This window comes from Marivirga sp. (assembly GCF_035704835.1).
GTDB lineage: Bacteria > Bacteroidota > Bacteroidia > Cytophagales > Cyclobacteriaceae > Marivirga.
Genome location: NZ_DASSWQ010000042.1, coordinates 1 through 18,652 on the forward strand (window position 1 = coordinate 1; position 18,652 = coordinate 18,652).

The 18,652-nt window shown below is 33.0% G+C and carries 15 protein-coding genes; 4 read left to right on the top strand and 11 right to left on the bottom strand.

Annotation, left to right across the window (positions count from 1 at the left end; translation table 11 throughout):
• Positions 1-290: 290 nt before the first annotated feature.
• Positions 291-1,175, bottom strand: a complete 885-nt coding sequence (locus VFM92_RS06295) for a formate/nitrite transporter family protein (RefSeq protein WP_325121346.1) — start codon at positions 1,173-1,175, stop codon at positions 291-293.
• 114 nt (positions 1,176-1,289) lie between these two features.
• Positions 1,290-2,318, bottom strand: a complete 1,029-nt coding sequence (locus VFM92_RS06300; RefSeq protein ID WP_325121347.1) for an ion channel — start codon at positions 2,316-2,318, stop codon at positions 1,290-1,292.
• Between the two features lie 599 nt (positions 2,319-2,917).
• On the opposite strand from VFM92_RS06300, the gene VFM92_RS06305 reads away from it, so the two are divergent.
• The gene (locus tag VFM92_RS06305; RefSeq protein ID WP_325121348.1) at positions 2,918-3,970 is read left to right on the top strand and encodes a ferritin-like domain-containing protein; all 1,053 of its coding nucleotides are present in this window, start codon (positions 2,918-2,920) and stop codon (positions 3,968-3,970) included.
• A gap of 42 nt (positions 3,971-4,012) precedes the next feature.
• On the top strand, positions 4,013-4,900 hold the full coding sequence (locus VFM92_RS06310) for a ferritin-like domain-containing protein (protein WP_325121349.1): 888 nt from the start codon (positions 4,013-4,015) through the stop codon (positions 4,898-4,900).
• Positions 4,901-5,158: 258 nt separating this feature from the next.
• Here the strand turns inward: VFM92_RS06310 and VFM92_RS06315 are convergent, their stop codons facing one another.
• From VFM92_RS06315 to smc, 4 genes are all read right to left on the bottom strand, one after another.
• Positions 5,159-5,836, bottom strand: a complete 678-nt coding sequence (locus tag VFM92_RS06315) for an urea carboxylase-associated family protein (protein ID WP_325121350.1) — start codon at positions 5,834-5,836, stop codon at positions 5,159-5,161.
• Complete coding sequence (gene gntA, locus VFM92_RS06320) at positions 5,766-6,437, bottom strand: guanitoxin biosynthesis heme-dependent pre-guanitoxin N-hydroxylase GntA (protein ID WP_325121351.1); 672 nt, start codon at positions 6,435-6,437, stop codon at positions 5,766-5,768. The genes VFM92_RS06315 and gntA overlap by 71 nt, the downstream gene beginning before the upstream one ends.
• Positions 6,438-6,700: 263 nt before the next feature.
• The gene (locus VFM92_RS06325) at positions 6,701-6,907 is read right to left on the bottom strand and encodes a hypothetical protein (protein WP_325121352.1); all 207 of its coding nucleotides are present in this window, start codon (positions 6,905-6,907) and stop codon (positions 6,701-6,703) included.
• Between the two features lie 70 nt (positions 6,908-6,977).
• The gene (gene smc, locus VFM92_RS06330) at positions 6,978-10,523 is read right to left on the bottom strand and encodes a chromosome segregation protein SMC (protein ID WP_325121353.1); all 3,546 of its coding nucleotides are present in this window, start codon (positions 10,521-10,523) and stop codon (positions 6,978-6,980) included.
• A gap of 408 nt (positions 10,524-10,931) precedes the next feature.
• On the opposite strand from smc, the gene VFM92_RS06335 reads away from it, so the two are divergent.
• Both VFM92_RS06335 and VFM92_RS06340 read left to right on the top strand, forming a co-directional pair.
• Complete coding sequence (locus tag VFM92_RS06335) at positions 10,932-12,458, top strand: PP2C family protein-serine/threonine phosphatase (protein ID WP_325121354.1); 1,527 nt, start codon at positions 10,932-10,934, stop codon at positions 12,456-12,458.
• A gap of 67 nt (positions 12,459-12,525) precedes the next feature.
• The gene (locus VFM92_RS06340; RefSeq protein WP_325121355.1) at positions 12,526-13,059 is read left to right on the top strand and encodes a hypothetical protein; all 534 of its coding nucleotides are present in this window, start codon (positions 12,526-12,528) and stop codon (positions 13,057-13,059) included.
• On the opposite strand, the gene VFM92_RS06345 is transcribed toward VFM92_RS06340, so the two are convergent.
• From VFM92_RS06345 to VFM92_RS06365, 5 genes are all read right to left on the bottom strand, one after another.
• A complete protein-coding gene (locus VFM92_RS06345) occupies positions 13,043-13,516 on the bottom strand; it encodes a hypothetical protein (RefSeq protein ID WP_325121356.1) in 474 nt (157 codons plus the stop codon). The genes VFM92_RS06340 and VFM92_RS06345 overlap by 17 nt on opposite strands.
• A gap of 84 nt (positions 13,517-13,600) precedes the next feature.
• Complete coding sequence (locus tag VFM92_RS06350; RefSeq protein WP_325121357.1) at positions 13,601-14,866, bottom strand: M56 family metallopeptidase; 1,266 nt, start codon at positions 14,864-14,866, stop codon at positions 13,601-13,603.
• 6 nt (positions 14,867-14,872) lie between these two features.
• On the bottom strand, positions 14,873-15,232 hold the full coding sequence (locus tag VFM92_RS06355; RefSeq protein WP_325121358.1) for a BlaI/MecI/CopY family transcriptional regulator: 360 nt from the start codon (positions 15,230-15,232) through the stop codon (positions 14,873-14,875).
• A 131-nt stretch (positions 15,233-15,363) separates the two neighbouring features.
• Positions 15,364-17,451, bottom strand: a complete 2,088-nt coding sequence (locus VFM92_RS06360) for a cation:proton antiporter (RefSeq protein ID WP_325121359.1) — start codon at positions 17,449-17,451, stop codon at positions 15,364-15,366.
• 164 nt (positions 17,452-17,615) lie between these two features.
• Positions 17,616-18,533, bottom strand: coding sequence for a hypothetical protein (locus VFM92_RS06365; protein WP_325121360.1), 918 nt, complete (start codon positions 18,531-18,533; stop codon positions 17,616-17,618).
• Positions 18,534-18,652 lie beyond the last annotated feature (119 nt).

Sequence of the window (18,652 nt, forward strand, 5' to 3'; positions counted from 1 at the left end):
GCCTGAACTCTTATCAACTACCTGAAAATAGGTCTTACCATTCTTCGATTTGAGTTTGCGTAAAAACATAGAAACCAAAGATATTCAATAAAATTAACACCCAAAATACCAAATCAAAAACACCTTAACCTCTGTATATCAATAACTTATGAAATTATTCAAAAATGAGTGCGGAAGTCAGGAGGATATCAGGTTTTCATCCTGGAAACAGGGGTTCGATTCCCCTACGGGCTACAGAGGCTGTCAGAAATGACAGCCTTTTTTATTGTCTACCTTTTTTAGAAAAGGAATTAAGAATTATCCCTGTTTTTAATCGTACTGAACTTTAATAGAGATACGAAAAAGACGCCTCCTATCAAATTACCTATAGTTGACCAAAGTTGAAAATGTCCGTATTGGGCAAAGCTTATATCAGAAACTAATAGGCCTGCAAATACTTCAATAGAGCCAACAATTGAGTGATGAAGTCCACCTAGACCAATCAATGAAGTGATAATAAAAACCATTAAAATACGACTAATTGTTTCCTGGGAAGAGCTTACGAGCCAAGAAAGTAAGCCCATCAACCAACCTGCAGTAATACTACTTATCAATATGGTTCCAAAACTATGATCTACGAGCTTAAAAGCTAATTTATAAAATGATTCTTCTGAAATTATACTCATGGAGGGGCCTAAAAGTGTAAGTATAAAAGAAACTGCGTAACCCCCAATAAGATTTCCCATATATACTATACCCCAGACCCTAAATAAACTTTTTATTCGCGCGGAACCATTTAAAACAGGGACAAATGCAAGGTTTGTATGTTCAGTAAACAACTCAGAACGTCCAATGATTACAAAAATAAAGCCAATGGGATAACCTGCTGCTAAAATCCACTTAAGATGATTTTCAGACAATACATCGCTGAATGAGGTATGTATAATTCCTAATAGAAGTAAAGAAAAACCAACTTCCATGCCTCCAGCAAGTGATGACATCATTAGGTATCTTGAAGATCGTTTATGTTCAGATTTACCTTCCTCCACTTGTTCCAGAAAGATTTTAGAAGCAGATTTAGGTTTGTTGCTAGAGTCCCGAACCTCTTGTATTTCGTTTTGGCTTGTATTTTTTAATTCATCATCAGTCATGCTACATTTTTGGTTTTCGTTTTTAGAACGTGTTATATTCAGCAATAATCACTCATTTCATAGAAACTCTTATTTATTGGAAAAGATGCTATATGAAGGAAAATATAGTTAATTGATATAAAAATCATGAAAAATAGCGACCTAAAAAATTCAATACTATCATTTAAACTCCATATAATAGTCAGTCACAATATCCTCCCATTTCCATCCATCTTTTTCTAAATTTGAGTTGTGTAATTTCATTCTTAATTCTATTTGACTGTAGATGGCTTGCAACTGTTTAGGGTCAGTGTGGAGAAAATCTATTGGAACAGATTTTTGTAATGCACTTAAATCTGGGATTGGCGGAGCTTTTTCAGATGGTTTTAAATTTTTAAGCGTTTTCAAATAGGTACTTATAGCCCTTCTGACTTGTTGTAAGCCCAAGGGATTATTGTTGTATTCGTCAGGAATTAAATAAATAAAAATATTCAAAGCTTCATCAAGACTTGCCAGTTTCAAAATAATATTCTCTTCCCTATTACTATTGTGTACTTGGTGTAGAATAGGATAAGCTAAATGATTTGTGGCATAAGTTAAGATTTCATCAGACAATGATGAGAACTGATTTGTAAGTTCCTCAAAACTTTCTCCATTAAATGAATTGATCAATAGTTCACTTAAAGATTCTCCTAATCCTGAAATTTTCAGACTTAGAGCCTTTGCTTTTGTAATATTGCTGACCAAAGGAACGATATAGGTGATGCAAATTGAAATTAGAAAAAAGCCAAAGAATGAGCACAAATTTGTAAATAGTTTCCAAATATCACCATTAGGTTTATAATCTCCGGGACCTAAAGTGGATAGCGTATAGCCAGTAAAGTAAAATTTATCCAAACTTGAAGCATTTAATTTGGTGTCTGAATCAATAATTGAATTAGGATTACTCATGAAAACTAAAAAGCAAGAAAGCCAAATAAGTGTAATCCAGATCACGATAATTGATACGATCAGGAATATAACTTTGTAATCGAGTAAAGTATTCGTTCCTTTTCTCCCAACCACAAATGAGTAGAATTTCGAACCGTAGGTATTTACTTTTTCAGTAATTATTCCCGCTCCTTTAGGGCTAAAAACTGTAATCAAAAAATCCGAGAAAGTAAGAAGGAAAATAGTAACTCCTAAAATAAGATATAGATAAGTCAGCATAACTAAGGTTCATTAAAAAGTGAAGTGACGTCACCTTTTCAAGCTGATATCAACTATTCATATTTTGGTTTTTAAGTAAAAAAATACTATTTAATTAGGGTTGTTTTTACCGTTATACTGATTATGATGTGTGCTGTTATTTTTTGATAAGGTTGGGTTTTGATTTAGAACTCATTCATTCACAATTTCTTATGATATTTTTCGTGCAGTTGTAAGGAAATGAGAAAACTACATTCTTAGAAAAATCTCTGAACTGTAAACTATATCACTTGTCTTGCGCTCTAATTTAATAAGCTAATTCTATCTACGCATTAAAATATACCGTTTTCAAGAATGAATTTCTATACTTTAAGTCATTATTATTCAATTACTTAAAATTGAATGCATCAAATAGGATCCTGGTAATTAGGTACTCACTATTGGTTAAATATACATATCAAAAACCGAGGAATGAGTGTCCTTCTTAACATTTTCAGTAAATCAGATTATCAGATTTGTGTAAAAATGAAAAAGAATAGTGTAAGACCTAATTATAAATGAGAAGCTAAATTTAAGAATACTATCATTTTTAATAATTTTTACTATAAAACCTTTTAATTATGTCAAAGATAATGAAAAATAAATCTGGAATATGGAGTCCTGAAGAGATGAATAACCAATCCAGAAGGAAATTTTTAGCTTATTCAGGTGCAACAATAGCTATATCAGGACTATTTCTGGCAGGCTGTAATAATGACGATGAAGATAACATGCGTACAGTCCTGAATGTAGATAGTCCTACAAATTTAAGTGCGAATAGAAACAGTTCAGGTGGAATTGATCTTTCTTGGATGGATAATTCTGATAATGAGGATGGATTTAAAATTGAGAGAGCAAATTCCTTAACAGATACATTTACAGAAATTGCTTCTGTAACGGAGGGGGTTACTTCTTATACTGATAGCATGGATATAGACTCAACTACAACCTATGCATATAGGGTAAGAGGATTTAAAGGAACCGTCTATTCTGCTTATTCAAATGTGATTGATGTGGATGGTGAAGAACCTGAAATTGCCAATCTGGGAACCGGTGATATTGCTGTTTTAAATTATGCATATGTTTTAGAACAATTGGAAGCTGATTTTTATACAAAAGTTTATGCAGCTTTTGACGATGGCTCTCTTTCTGCCGGTGGAGAAACAGAAACAATATTGACTGACCTATACAAACATGAAGTTATTCATAGGGAGTTTTTAAGAGCTGCATTAGCTGATAACGCAGTGCCAGATCTTACATTTCAGTATACAGAAGGGTTATTTACCAGTCTTGATTCAGTTTTGGCAACAGCCATGGCACTTGAAGACACAGGAGTTAGAGCCTATAATGGTGCTGGACAATTCTTTTCCAATACTGATGCTGGTCGGCAATATTTAACGCTTGCAGGCAAGATAGTATCTGTAGAAGCAAGACATGCTTCCGCCATCAGAGATTTATTGAATCCTACATCGGCAGATTTTGCTGGAAATGATATCATTAACAGTAAAGGTCTTGAGGTGACGGCTAACCCTGTTGATATTTTACCTGTAGCGGCATCTTTTATTGTGAATGAAATAGATGCATCAGGTTTTCCAAGTGGAGGAATGGTGGATACACAAATCGCTATGCCTTGATAATTCGGAATCATTTTTTTCATTTTTAAAGCAATCAATATTATGAATATTATAAAATTTTTAGATCAGTTAAGTTTTGAAGGAGGCTCCAAAGAAGATTTGGAGGTATTATCTTCAAGAAGAGAAGCCTTTACGAAATTAAGTGGGTTTAGTAAAAAAATGGCTATTTCCGCTATTCCTACTGGAATTCTTGCATCCATGCCAGGTATGCTTTCTGCTAAGTCAAGTGCTGAAAATACAATGGAAGTGCTTAATTTTGCGCTTACATTAGAGTATCTTGAATATGAATTTTACCAAAAGGCTAGTGAATCAGGCGTCTATAACGAACAAAAGGTTGTTTTTGATCAAATAAAAGATCATGAAGAGGCACATGTTGCATTTTTAACTGAAACAATCAATGCCATGGAAGGTGGCTCTGCAGTTGCTAAACCTACATTTGATTTTACTGGTGGCAAAGGGGGTACAGGTCCATTTGATCCTTTTAATGATTATGCACAATTTCTCGCGCTCAGTCAGGCATTTGAAGATACAGGAGTAAGAGCTTATAAAGGGCAGGCTGCAAAATTGGTATCTGATAGTATGTCAAACCTTATTTTAACTGCTGCTTTAAGTATTCACGGTGTAGAAGCTAGACACGCCTCTATGGTGAGAAGACTACGAGGTCAGAAAGGTTGGATAACTGGTGAAGATACTTCTGTTCCAGAAGCTGCTTTAGCAGTGTATCAAGCAGGGGATCCGGCAGATCAATTTCCATCTGAAGCAAATGTTACTCAAGCAGGAGTGAATCTAGAAGCTGCTTTTGTAGGTAATGTGCCAAATATCGATCGAGATTCAATTCAGGAAGCTTTTGACGAGCCATTGGATGCGAATGTTGTAATGGGAACAGGAACAGTATATGATATCGTTGGACTTTTTATAGTCCCTGAATAACAGAATATATATTACAGTTAGAAAGCATTGTTGCATATTGTGATGATGCTTTTTTGTTTTCTATCGTTTTTAGAAACAAAAATAACTGCAGCATTTTCATTTTAAAGCCTTCCACAAATTTGGTTGTTTTTTTTGATTCAAATTGAGAAGATAAAGTTAATGTTGAATATTAATTTATTGATTCTGGTTTGAAATCTAGCTTCTCCACGCCCTAATAGTTACAATGAAAAATTTATAATCTGTAATTTTAAATACTTCCTATTCTAAAACTTCAAATTTTATGGGTTTAAAGGTTCCTCCGTTGCTGTCTTCCGCAGAACAGGCAGTTAGGCCAACAATAAGATCCATATGAGCTTCAAAAAGAACATAGTCTCCTGCTTTGCTGAGTGGTGGTTCTACACTTAAGTTTCCATCTTCATCAAACTGCACATTCATAAAAATATTGAAAGCAGTAGGGATATCATCACTATTAATACCATGTTGCTGTAAGTGCTTTTCTAGATTTTTAAAACAGCTGGGATGAAATGTATCTACGCCATACATAATTCTAAAAGTAGCAGGACTGCAAGGAGCTAAAAGAAAATCGTTTCGTCCATTAGTATCCTCTAAAATTTGCATCATTTTGTTGCTTCTGTTACTCCACAGGAAGTTTCCACTATTGATAAGAATGGTTTCTTCAAAATCGAACGTTTTACCGCTTGATATTTTCTCTCGGATATCATATTGATTAAACAGCACCATATCGCTAACCTGTCCTCCTAGCGGATCTGTAACTTTGAGATGTTGTCCTTTTTTTATTTGGAAAGAAATTCCACTTTGTTTTTCAATTATTTGTTCCATTTGAAATAGCCATTCTTTTAAAAGGTTAAGGTTTTGGATGAAAAGGGCATTTCCATTCTTGTTCGACATTTCTTCCACTATATTGTCTGGCTTCACTTATTTCTCCAAAGTCGCTCACCACTGGGTTAATTGTCCCTTGTAATTCTTTATCTCTAGAGCGTATTTTATCTCTCACCTCGTGGTATACCCCTCTATCCTTAAGCTGCTCAAATTGTGAGTGAAAATTAAAAACGATAGTAGGATAGGGGCTTCTTCTTGCAAATCGAGAGCTTTTCGGATGCATACCTACAATATAAAATGCTTTCCCTGCTACGCTAAAACTGAATTTGGCATTTTCAGGATCATTACTTACTTCATTATCCCATTCGCGGTCATCTAATAAATGAAGTTTATGAAGTTGAGTCCAAAGTTTTTCTTCAAAAATTTGCTCAGAACTTATGCAGTCACTAGGGAAAACGGCCAATAGCGATTGGTATTGTGATGCATTAAAATCGTAAGTATCAATATAATGCTTAAGATCATCGAGCAATGCTTTAGAGCTTTCATTAGATCCCATTTTTTCATAGGTAAATATTTCGACTTGTTTTAATTTAAAACTGCTTTGAGCCATCACACAAGGGTGGTCATGTTCTAAAATGAGTTCTTCAAATTCTTGGTAAACTTGGGTTGGGTTCGGTATTTTAATTTGCGGTTCCATAGTTCAAAAAATTTGCCTTTCTAATAGATTGTATTCTATCATCAAGACTAGTAGTAAAATTCTTCCGATATGGGTAAATAATTACCGTAAAAAAATCGGAATTCATCAGATTGATATAAGATGGTTACTCCTTTAAAATCAGAAGGTTACCGAAGGTGGGATTTATGTAAATCGCGTATGGATAAGATTTACGAAAGTTGATAGGTATTTAACTTCTGCAAATTTGGGAACTTTGGAAAAGGATTTTAAAGGGAAATGCTAATTTACCTATTCCTCATTTTTTTTTTCATCCACTTTTTGCGCATGATTAATCCAAAAATAATGGAGAATAAAATGGCTTTGAAGAAGGACTCTTGCATCTGAGCAGTCAGAGGTGTTTCATCCTCAATAAAATACATTAAGAGAGAATCTATTAACCAAAATACTAAAGCTGTAATTCCAATCCTTATAAAGAATACTTTTTTGCTCATAATTTATAATTCTGCATTCTGAAGCACGACTCAACCATTAATTACTAATTATACAATTACTAATTACTAATTATTCAAGTGTGTCTTCTAGTTCTCTTAAATCTACAGGAACTACTCTTGAAATCCCCAATTCAACCATGGTAACGCCATAAATCACATCCGTGCTGGACATGGTTCGCTTATTATGAGTTACAATAATAAATTGCGATTCTTTTGAGAATTCTCTGATTATATTATTGAATTTATCAATATTAGCATCATCCAAAGGAGCATCTACCTCATCAAAAATACAGAATGGAGCTGGTTTCAATAGGTAAATAGCAAATAGTAGGGAAGTAGCCGTTAAGGTTTTTTCACCTCCCGATAATTGATTGATGGTTAGTGGGCGTTTTCCTTTTGGCTTAGCCATGATTTCAATTTTTGATTCTAATGGATTGTCAGGATCAGATAATTGTAAATCGCACTCATCTTCGTGAGTAAAAAGCGTTCTAAATACCTTTTGAAAATTCTCTTTAATTTTTTCGTAAGCATCAATAAAGTTGGTTCGGGCTACTTCATCAATTTCACTAATAGTGTTTAGTAACGACTCTTTAGCATTTCTTAAATCTTCCCGTTGAGTTATAATGAAATCATTTCGTTCTTTAATTTCCTCATAAGCTTCCATGGCCATTGGATTAATTGGTCCAATGCGCTCCATTCTTTCCTTCAATTTGCTTACTTCACTTCTTAAATCCTCCGCAGTTTCTTCAGTCTCTACTTCCTCTTCCTCAGAATTCATGATTTTATCCAAATCAATATCAAATTCCACAGAAAGCCTTTCTTTTACACTATTGAGTTCCAACTTAGTTTCATTCAAATTATTTTGAATTTGCATCAGTAGCTCATCCACTTGCTCTTTGTTGCGCTGAATGTTTCGGCTTTGCTTTTCAATTTCATCTATTTGGCCCCGGGCAGCATAATAATCTTTCTCTATATCGTTGACTCCAATCTCAATCTGCTCTTTTTCATCATACATACCCAATAATTCATCATCATTGGTTTCAGCAGTATCAATGATGCCTTTAATGGCCTCATCGTTTACTTTTAATTCATACTGATTTTTTTCTAAACGCTCCTTACTACTTTCAAAAGCAGTTTGTTTATACCCTATTTCTTGTTCAAGGCTATTGACTCTGTTTTGTTGCTGATGAAATTCAATGTTTTCCTGATTGAATGATGATGACTTTTGGCTTAAAATTTCGTCTTGAACACTTAAGTCTTCACTTATCAGGCTTAATCTTTGTTCAATTTCTTTCAGTTTATCAGATTTTTCGCTTGCTTCGGGTTTAATAGCCTCAATTTCGTCAATTAAAGTTTCACGTTGCTCTTCCATGCCCTCGCGCTTGTTGGCAGCGCTATTTAACATTTTAGCAAACTGTTCTTGTTTGGTTCTTACAGAAACATATTCTGAATTCACCTCATTGATTTCCGATTGAAGGATTTCAATGTTCTCCCGGTAGCTATGTTCTTTAAGGTTATCCAAATCGTTTTGTCGGCTTTCGAGGCTTTCTTTTATTTGGCTGATTTTTTTGTTTAAATCTTTTATTTCAACCTGAAGTTTTTCCAAGTTTTTGGCCCTACCAATTCTTTTCCCTTCAAAAAGTCCTACGGAACCTCCTGACATGCTGAATTTTCTTTTGGTAACCTTTCCGCTTTGTGTGATGAAAACACTGTCCTTATCATCAGGAATAGAATTGTAATCGCCTTTCACCACATAAACATTATCGAGTATAAAACCGATTAGCTTTTTGTATTTAGCATCATACTCTACAATTTCAGTAGCAGCAACTGCTTGGTCAAATAGCTTCGAATCGCTTGGTTTAAACTTTTCAAAATTATCTAAAATGAAGAAATGGGCTTTTCCTTTACTGGCATCACTCAGCAAGTTTACAGCTTCAAAAGCCTGAGCTTCACTTTCCACTATATAGTAATTCATGTAGGGCTCCAGGAAGTTTTCAATGGTGATGCGGTAATCTTCTGAACAAGTCAAAACATCGGAAAGGAGAGGAGCATTTTTACCCCATTTAGAACTCTTTTTAAGAAATTTGATTGCTTCAGGAAATCCTTCCAGATTGTCAACCAATGATTTGGTCAGGTTGTATTCGTTCTCTCTCGCATCAAGCTTACGAGAAGATTGGGTTAATTCTTCTTTAATTAATTCTATAGTGTTTTTATGATCTTCAATTTGTTTATTGAGGTGATCTTCTTTGTTTTTAAGATTGGATAAGTATTCGTTTTTTTCTTTTAAAAGCTTGGAAAGTTCCTCCAGCTTTCCATCAAATTCTTGCAAACTTGCAGATTGCTCAGTGGTGTCAGTGCTGCTTTTTTCCAGCTCTTGCTTTACGGATGAAAGCTGAATTTCTTTGATTTCCAGTGATTTATTAAGCTGGTAGACTTCATTTTGAAGTGTTTTTTGCTGTCGGTTTAAAGTATTGACTTCCTCGCGAATAGCAGCAGTTTTGTTTTTCTGCTCTTCATACTCTGACTTTAAGATTTCTACGCGTTGCTCAGTTTCAAAGAAAATCTTTTCAGCAGATGATTTTTCGCCTTCTAAGCTTTTAATACTAAAAGAAGCACGTTCATTACTTTGCTTATCTTGTTCGATTTGATTTTTTAGGCTATCACTTTTATCCTGCAAAAAGCGTAATCTTTCATTCTTGATTTTCTTTTCACTTTCATATTGCCTGATTTTATTGACATGCTCATTGAGTGCTTTTTGACGGCTAGCCAATAATTTTTCCTTTTGTAATAATTCTGATTTGCCTTTTTGTAAAGCGGCCTCTTGTTCGGCTAATTGTCTGTTCAGGCTGATTTTTTTATCATTTTCAGCTTGAACTTGTTTGGTAAGATTTAGAAAAACTTCTCTTTTATCGGCTACCGTTTTCTTCGCTAATAGGATACTTTTCTCCTTGTATTCTCCTTTGTATTGATAATATTTTTCGGCTTGCTTAGCTTGCTTTTCAAGTGATTTCAGGTTTTTCTCTATTTCAAAGAGTAAATCTTCAACTCTTTCCAGATCGGCATCTGTATCAGTTAGTTTTTTTAATGTCTCCTTTTTTCTGATTTTGAATTTACTGATTCCTGCAGCCTCTTCAAATAGACCTCTTCTAGAGTTATCTTTATCGGTTAGGATATCATCTACCATTTTCAGCTCAATAATGGCGTAGCTATTGGAGCTAATCCCCGTATCCATAAAAAGATTGGTGATGTCCTTTAATCGGCAACTCACGCCATTTAAAAGATATTCACTTTCTCCAGTCCTGTAATACCTTCTTGTGATGGTAACGTTAGAATATTCAGTGGGAAGTAGATTTTTGGTATTATTGAAAGTAAGGGAAACTTCAGCTAAATTGCTTTGTTTACGCTTTTTAGTGCCATTGAAGATGACATTCTCCATTTTATCAGACCGTAGCATACGTGACTTTTGTTCTCCCAAAACCCATCGAATGGCATCTACTACATTGGATTTACCACATCCATTGGGACCCACTATACCAGTGATTCCTTTATCAAAATTAATGACCATTCGGTCACCGAAACTCTTAAATCCTTTTATCTCAAGTTTGGTTAGCTGCATAATTCTTCCTGAAAAAATATTCGCTGAAAAAAAGCGGATAACAAATTTATAATTTATTTGGAGAAGTGGGTAGTGAAATGCTTCCCTTTTTATTACCACTGTTTCAATGTTAAGATCTTAGAGATTAATTATCGTGAGTGATAGATTTTTTTTATACTAATTAGAAAGAAAATCACTTAAATTAAATCTTGAAATAACTATATTTTGGAATACTTTCTTTTAAGGCATATTTATTTAACTAGTTTGTTTCAAAGATTGAAATATTATTTTTTAGATAATTAGTTTGGAAGTAAGATCCGTCAAAAAATGCAATTCTAATAATCGCACCGCTAATGTGCTTATTTTCGTTAATTCACTTTTATTTTACAAGGAAACCTGTTAATCTCGCAGTGGAATTTTCAAATATTAATGAAGCTTAATCTCTCAGACAGTTTTGGTATTAATTTAAATGAAGCTTGGAAGGCAGAATATAGGCGTATTGGTCATATTTATGCAAGGTGGGGAGCTGTTTTAGTTATTTTTTTATTTCCTCTCAGTACAATTCCTGAGCTTTCAATTGAAAAATCTAACATATATATATGGTATATTTTCAGATATGGTCCTTCTGTGGTAGTAGGTGTAGTATTTTTACTACATCAAAAGTACAGATTCAGTCATGAACTCCTTTTTGAAATCATTGCATTTTGTTTATTTACATCAGTTGCCTACATGGTTGATTGTAATGATTGGATGACTTACCTGATATCAATGGTCACTGTTTTTTTAACAAGTGCAGTATTAGTGATTCTCAGACCTTTCTTCTTTGTTATCAATTTCTTTGCGGTATTTATTCTTCAAATTTTAGTTCACACCTATTTTTGTGATGTTGGTATTTTGGATTATTTCTTAATGAAAGGTGTAAATATTTTGATTGTAGTTGGTGTTACGACATTCTCCATAGCTGGTTTTCGTTACTATATTATCAAGAATAATTTTATGCATAGAGTTGCTCTACAAGAAGCACATTTTGAATTGCAGGAACGAAATCAAAGTTTGATGAAAGTTCAGAAAGATTTGAGATTTAAAAGCGATCAAATTTCAGAGCAAAATGAAGAATTGAAAGTGCAGAAAGAAGAAATTCAATCGCAACGAGATGCTATGCAATCTCAGAAAGAATTTATAGAACGGCAAAATAGAGATATAATTGGTAGCATCAGGTATGCCCAAAGAATCCAATCTGCAATGTTGCCAACGGATGCATATTTAAAGAAAATGCTTCCGAAATCTTTCGTATTGTTTATTCCAAGAGATATTGTTTCTGGTGATTTTTATTGGGCCGCTGAGGTAAATGGTAAGAAGATATTGGCTGCTATCGACTGTACTGGGCATGGAGTTCCAGGAGCATTCATGTCTTTGGTAGGAGATACCAATATGAACCAAATAGTGCTTCAAGAAGGGGTAGTTGATCCAGCTGAGATATTAAATAAATTACATATAGGAGTAAGCAATTATTTGAAGCAATCGGAAACGGAGAATGAGGATGGAATGGATGCTGCCATTGTGGTTATTGATGATAAAGAAAAGACTATTCAGTTTGCAGGTGCTAAAAATCCATTGGTTATAATTAATGACAATCAAAAAGTGGAAATTATCAAAGGAGATAGCATGTCAATTGGTGGTAAGAGAAAATCTAAAATAGAAAATAATTTCTTAACACATTCAGTTGAATATAATCTTAAAAATTCCTTCTATATCTTTTCAGATGGATTTCAAGACCAATTTGGAGGACCTCATGATAAGAAATTTATGGTGAGCAAATTGAGGAAACTACTACAAGAAATTTCTGTTAAAGATTTTAATGACCAACGTTATATTTTGAAAAAGCAATTTGAAGATTGGAAATATGGATTTAGTCAAACTGACGATGTTTTACTAATAGGATTCAAATTAATTTAATTCTTTAATAAATAATTCCTTTTGACAAGGGATGCAATTTTATCCAAAGTTTTCGTAATTTTATTCTATGGAAGATTATAAAATCCTAATCTATTTAGTTTTATCAATTCTTTATTTCCTTTTTAAAGGCAGAGGGAAAAAGAAAAAGCCTGTTACTAGAACTGAGGAACGGCCTCAAGCCAATCCAGAAGAGACTAGAGAAAAAAGGAAGCCTAAATCTTTCGAAGAATTATTAGCTGAGTTGAGTGGAGATAATCAATCAAATGAGCAAACCACCTATTCGGATGATGATGAAATATCTTCAAAAAAGGATTTTTCTAAAAAAGTAGATAAAAGACCTTTAAATCAAGAGGTTAGTAAAGAGGAATATGAAAATGCGGACGACACCTTGAAAGAACTTTATAGGAAGGGGGAGAAGCTAAAGAGTATTGATGAGTTAGTGGATATCAAGAAAATAGAAACTCAAAGTAGTCGATTTGCAGAGTTTGAAGTGAAAAATGAAGAAAATACGTTTGCAAAAGAAATTAGAGAAGGTTTATCCGACCCTGAAAATGCAAAAAAAGCAATTGTTTATGCTGAAATTCTCAATCGGAAGTATTAGTACTCACTTCATATAAATTATAATTTTTCACTATCCATTCTCCCTCACTAGTTTTTTCTAACTGAGCATCTAACAATATTTTTTGCTCTTTCTCAAAATACATTCTTGCATTTTGATAAGAGAGTAAGACTTTGGCACTTGATCTATTAATGTCAAATTCATCAATTTTGATAAAGAAATTAAGCTCCAATTCATTTATTACATTTTCAGAAATTATTTTAATCGATTTTTCACGTACTGTAAGTTCCATATCTCGACTTTCTAATTCTGGAAAACCGACCATGAGGACTTCTTGTTTGGAATTCGTGCTAACAAATCGAGGGGAGTAAGCAAGATAATTTTGAAATTCCTCTATATTAAAAACACTTTGCAAAACTGCTTGTTGATCTTCCTTAGAATCTATTGGCGCATAGGGAAGTAGCAAAAAGATAAAATATAGGCTAAAAATATTATTCATTTCAAATTTCAATTACGTGATTAAAGATAACTAAAACTATTGAAAAGGAATATTGATTTTTAGTCTAATGAATACTTTATACTTTTATCCAATTACAAAACGTATTGGAATTACTCTTTGTGACCGAACAGTAGTTCCCTTTTGCTTTCCAGGAATCCATTTGCCATAATTTTTTAAAACCTGAACAGCCAATTCATCACAACCTCCGCCAATTCCTTTCACAGGTTGAATATTGCTTAAGCTACCGTCTCTTTCAATGACGAATTGTATATAAACTACTCCTTCAATACCTTGCTTTAATGCTGCTTCGGGGTATTTTCCTTCCAAATCTTTACTGACTGCATCATAAAATCCTTGAATTCCATCTCTAGGTTCGGCTTGTTCTTCCACTATACTGAAGATCGTATTTTCATTTACTTGTTCACCTTCAAACAAATCACCGTTTACTATGGCTTCTTTTTCTTTTTTCACTATTATTTCTTCATTGGGATTCAAATCACATGAAAATAGTAGAGTGATTAAAATAAAATTGATGGCAACCAGAAATGGCTTGATGCTGGATGTTTTATTAGATTTTAGCATGTTTAGTCTGTTTATAATTGTAGGTTTAGCAAAATAGCTTACGAATTGAACTTGATTTTGCATCAGCGTTTGCTGAATTAATAATTGTATATAATTGGTTTTTTGTATGTTTTTGCATGCATATTCATCAGCTAAAAACTCATGATTTTCTGCTACATACTTTTTCATTTTCTTATGTAATGGATTAAAAATGAGTAGAGAGGATAATATTTCAACCCAAACTATATCGAGAAAATGTAATGTTTTTCGATGTGCTTCCTCATGTTTTATAATCATTTCTTTATTCTCTTCCTGTTTTAATTTCACAGGAAGTAGCGTTTTGTTTAAAAAGGTAAATGGTGGGATTTCATCTTCTACCCAATACACTTTTTGCATAAAATCAAATCGCGAAAATCGATGGATTAATTTAAATTGATGATAGCTCCTAATGAATTTAATTAAAAAAATAAGTATTGAAATGGATACAATAGCTGCATATATCCAAGGGATTATTTCCTCGAAAGTTATTCCGCTTCCTTCAAATCCTTGCTGAGTGTTATTTAAAAGAGATTCTGACCGATTAGAAGTCAAGAAATCAGGCTTTATGAAGTAGATTGTATTGAATAGTTTAAAATCTAGCAAAGGGACAATAATACTTGCCCCGTAAATTGCTAGAAGGTAAAATCGATTAAAGGTGAAGCTCTTTTCTTTCCTTAAAAAGAAATGATAAACTCCACCTAAAATCACAAATAGTAAATGAGCTTTTACGATGTAAATTAAGGTATCCAAGGTTTTTTATTTTTGGTCGTTCAAGTGCTTCATAACCTCGTCCAATTCCTTAGTACTGAGGTTTTCTTCTTTTGCAAAGAAAGAAGCCATATTGGCAAATGAGCCTTCAAAATAGCCATGAATAAGTTTTTTCAAACTTTGCTTTTTGTATTCATCTTTCTTCAAGACAGGATAATATAAATAACTTTTACCTGTCTTTTCATGAGCTACAACTCCTTTTCTTTCCAATATCCGAATGATGGTGCTTACAGTGTTGTAAGCTGGCTTTGGCTCCGGTAAAGTTTCCAAAATTTCTTTTACATAAGCTTTTTTTAATTCCCATAGCTTATGCATGATTTGTTCTTCTGCTCTAGTAAGTACTAACATAGTTTTTCCCCTATTTAAATGTTAAAAATGCTAAGATAAAACTAATGCGTTAGTTTGCAAAATAATTTTTTAATTATTTTTAGAAAAATATGAAAAAAGTTATTTTGTTGAAGAAAACATTCCAATTCATTCTATTCGATTTGAAGTCCGTCTACATTAATTGTTTTCTTAATAGTGTAGTTATTTTCATATTGTTGGGGATAGATTATAAATCTGCTATTTTTTGATAACTGATTTTCCATTCTAGATGGTAATTTTTCTAATGAACTTAAATAAGATGTTGCCCCTTTTCTAGCAGAAATTAATACTACAATATCATCCTCATGGATTTTTCTTTTTAATAAGTCAAAATTCTCCCAAAATCGCAAATTTTTAACGGTAAGCGATACTGAAATTTTAGCTTTAGCTAGAATTTTCATTGCAGCCTTTTCAGTTTGCTCACCACAATAGAGAATTACTGGAATACTTAATTCGTTTGCTAATTTTGACATTTTGGTAATCCATAAGGTAAAACCATGTTCGTGTTCTGCAAACTGAGGCGCTGCAATTATCATTCTTTTATGCGAAATTAATGGTTTCTCCACATGGCATATAAAAGCAGTTTTATCGATATTTCTTAAAATATTATTTAATTTCTCACCAATTAATTTTTCTATAAAACCTGCTTTTCTTGGCCAACCTAATACAATAATATCGGCCATAATTTCCCTTGTTATTCTGATAATCCCACTTGCAGCATTGTGGTCAATTGTAGTTAAAATTTTGACATTAGTTTCTGATGCTGAGGCTTGTTTAACATATTTATCCAAACTATTCCTTGCTTTAAGTATATTAACTTCGGCTTCATTATTGTTTGAAACTACCGATAATACAGAAATGGGTTTTTTTGAAGATTTATTTTTTATGAATATTGAGAAATCAATCAATTTTTCGAGATTTTCGACATTTGCAATAGGTAATAATATTTGTTCGTTTTGCGTATTGGCTGAATTTACTAAATCACTTGTATCATTTTCGGTTTCTATTATGATTTTTTTAGCCGCTTTTTCTGTTGCAAAAGAAGCTATAATGCATGTAATTAATATTAGAATTATAGTACCATTAAGAATATTTTCATCTAAGATTCCAGCATTATAACCTACCAAAATTACTGCTAAGGTTGCAGCAGCATGGGCGCTGCTCAAGCCAAATATTAGTTGTCTTTGCGCTTTGGAGTATTTAAAAATTAATTGGGTAAACCATGAAGCAACCCATTTACTGAATATAGCTACAGCTGATAAAGTGGCAGCTATTATGATAGCCATTGGGCCACTTAATATAACACTTATATCAACAAGCATTCCTACACTTATTAAGAAGAAAGGTATGAATAAGGAATTTCCGATAAACTCTATTCGATTCATCAATGCTGAGGAGTGAGGAATAAGTTTGTTCAAAGCTAATCCTGCTATGAATGCTCCTATAATTGGTTCCACTCCAGCTAATTCGGCTAAGAATGCCGCAAAAAATACTACAGCTAATACAAATATATAATGTGAGTGTTTCTCACTTTCCAATTTTCGAAAGAACCATTTGGCTATTCTTGGTATGATTATAAACATGATTGCAGAGAATATTGTTAATGAAATACCTAATCGAATCCAAAACTCTTGATTCAAATTTCCTTCACTATTCCCCATAATAACAGCTAAAATAATCAATACAGCTGTGTCTGTAAGAATTGTCCCACCTACTGTAATGGCAACGGCTTGGTTTTTGGATACTCCCAGCTTACTCACAATAGGATAGGCAACTAAAGTATGTGTGGCGAACATGCTTGCAGTTAAGAAACTCGCATTAAAATCATAGCCAAGTAAATAGTAACATACAGGGAATCCAATACCTAACGGTAAAGTGAATGTAAATAAACTGAATAAGATACTCTTATTTTTATTGGTCTTGAATTCATTCATGTCCAATTCGAGACCTGCTATAAACATTATATATAATAAACCTATAGTTGAAAAAAGATCAATTGCCGAATTCTTCTCTAGTATGTTTAATCCGAAAGGTCCAATGATTACTCCAGCAATTATTAATCCTATAATTCCAGGTATATTTAATTTTCTTAATAATATAGGTGATAACAGAATTATAAATAGTATTAATGAAAATATTAATACTGGGTTTTGTAACGGAAATTCAAATTCATGCAATAAATGACTAAAAAATTCACTCATAATATTTAATTAAAGGTGTGTAGGTAACTTATAAAATCTTGATAAAGAAGGTAAAATTATAAAATATTGAATTTATTGTTTTATAATTCAAGATTAATTTATTTGAATTTGTAAAACGGCTTCTTTCAGTTCACAGTTTTTTTATTGTAACGTATTTAAAGTATTTATGACTTAATTTTAGAATCCAAGTCTCCTTCCAATTCCTTCTCTGTGCGTGCATCTTTGGGAGGAAAAAAGAAATGGGTAGGCTTTGTAAAGAATAATTTTACTAGTTTCCAGATAAGTTTTTGACTCTGCTTGAAGTTTACACCTCGAGATTTTATGGCAACGAAGGTGGCCAAAGAAAAACTTACTAAAAAGTTCATTATGCCAATTGTAGCAATTCCAGCTATAGACATCCAAATCTGATAATTCGATAATTCAGAACCAAGGGTAACAAATGCAATTCCGAAATTTCCTGAAGCGAATGTTATGTGTCGGATATCAAGAGGTAGACCTAAGATAAAGCCAATAGTCCCCATTGAACCTAAAAATATCCCTAAAAAGAAGTTGCCTGCAAGGCTTCCTAAATTTTCTTCAATGTAATTACTGAATCTATTTGTTAGTTTTTTTCCTAAGATAGAATTTAATAATTTTTGTTTTCTCAGTCGTTGAGGTATCTTATTATATATATTTTTATTGTCATAATACCCTGAAATCATTCCTGATAGAAATAGAAATACCCCAGTAATGCCTGCATGAAAAATAGCATAGCTTTCGAATATATCTAGTTCATGTATGAATTTTAGTGCTTTTTCGGTATCAGCTACAGTACTTCCTGTAAAATATTGGTAGCTATAAGAAATTGTGAAAGCTACCGAAAATGCGATAATAACGTTGCCTACAAATGCAATAAATTGTGTTCTAGAGATTTTGACGATCAATTCTGCTAGGTTGTTTAGTGCTTCATTATTGGGTTTGTTTTTAACATCTAGTGCTGCTGCCAGTTTAGAGGCTGTCATGGCAGGCTGTTTGGTGGCTAACGTAGAATGCGTAATATGTATTCCAATAAAGCCTAATGAGTCAGCCCTTAAAAACCCCATAATATATCCCTTTTAATGGTAAAAAATTTTGATATCAGATGAAACAGCTTTGATACATCTTTTGTAAATAGAGCCAAAGAGATGATTTCCATATGTTCATCATCCTTTTGAAGTTAAAG

What these genes read in the sequence shown, in the direction of transcription:
- VFM92_RS06300 (WP_325121347.1), bottom strand. Translation starts at nt 2,318, where the DNA reads ATGCTGACTTATCTATATCTTATTTTAGGAGTTACTATTTTCCTTCTT.
- VFM92_RS06305 (WP_325121348.1), top strand. Translation starts at nt 2,918, where the DNA reads ATGTCAAAGATAATGAAAAATAAATCTGGAATATGGAGTCCTGAAGAG.
- VFM92_RS06310 (WP_325121349.1), top strand. Translation starts at nt 4,013, where the DNA reads ATGAATATTATAAAATTTTTAGATCAGTTAAGTTTTGAAGGAGGCTCC.
- gntA (WP_325121351.1), bottom strand. Translation starts at nt 6,437, where the DNA reads ATGGAACCGCAAATTAAAATACCGAACCCAACCCAAGTTTACCAAGAA.
- VFM92_RS06325 (WP_325121352.1), bottom strand. Translation starts at nt 6,907, where the DNA reads ATGAGCAAAAAAGTATTCTTTATAAGGATTGGAATTACAGCTTTAGTA.
- smc (WP_325121353.1), bottom strand. Translation starts at nt 10,523, where the DNA reads ATGCAGCTAACCAAACTTGAGATAAAAGGATTTAAGAGTTTCGGTGAC.
- VFM92_RS06335 (WP_325121354.1), top strand. Translation starts at nt 10,932, where the DNA reads ATGAAGCTTAATCTCTCAGACAGTTTTGGTATTAATTTAAATGAAGCT.
- VFM92_RS06340 (WP_325121355.1), top strand. Translation starts at nt 12,526, where the DNA reads ATGGAAGATTATAAAATCCTAATCTATTTAGTTTTATCAATTCTTTAT.
- VFM92_RS06345 (WP_325121356.1), bottom strand. Translation starts at nt 13,516, where the DNA reads ATGAATAATATTTTTAGCCTATATTTTATCTTTTTGCTACTTCCCTAT.
- VFM92_RS06355 (WP_325121358.1), bottom strand. Translation starts at nt 15,232, where the DNA reads ATGTTAGTACTTACTAGAGCAGAAGAACAAATCATGCATAAGCTATGG.
- VFM92_RS06360 (WP_325121359.1), bottom strand. Translation starts at nt 17,451, where the DNA reads ATGAGTGAATTTTTTAGTCATTTATTGCATGAATTTGAATTTCCGTTA.
- VFM92_RS06365 (WP_325121360.1), bottom strand. Translation starts at nt 18,533, where the DNA reads ATGGGGTTTTTAAGGGCTGACTCATTAGGCTTTATTGGAATACATATT.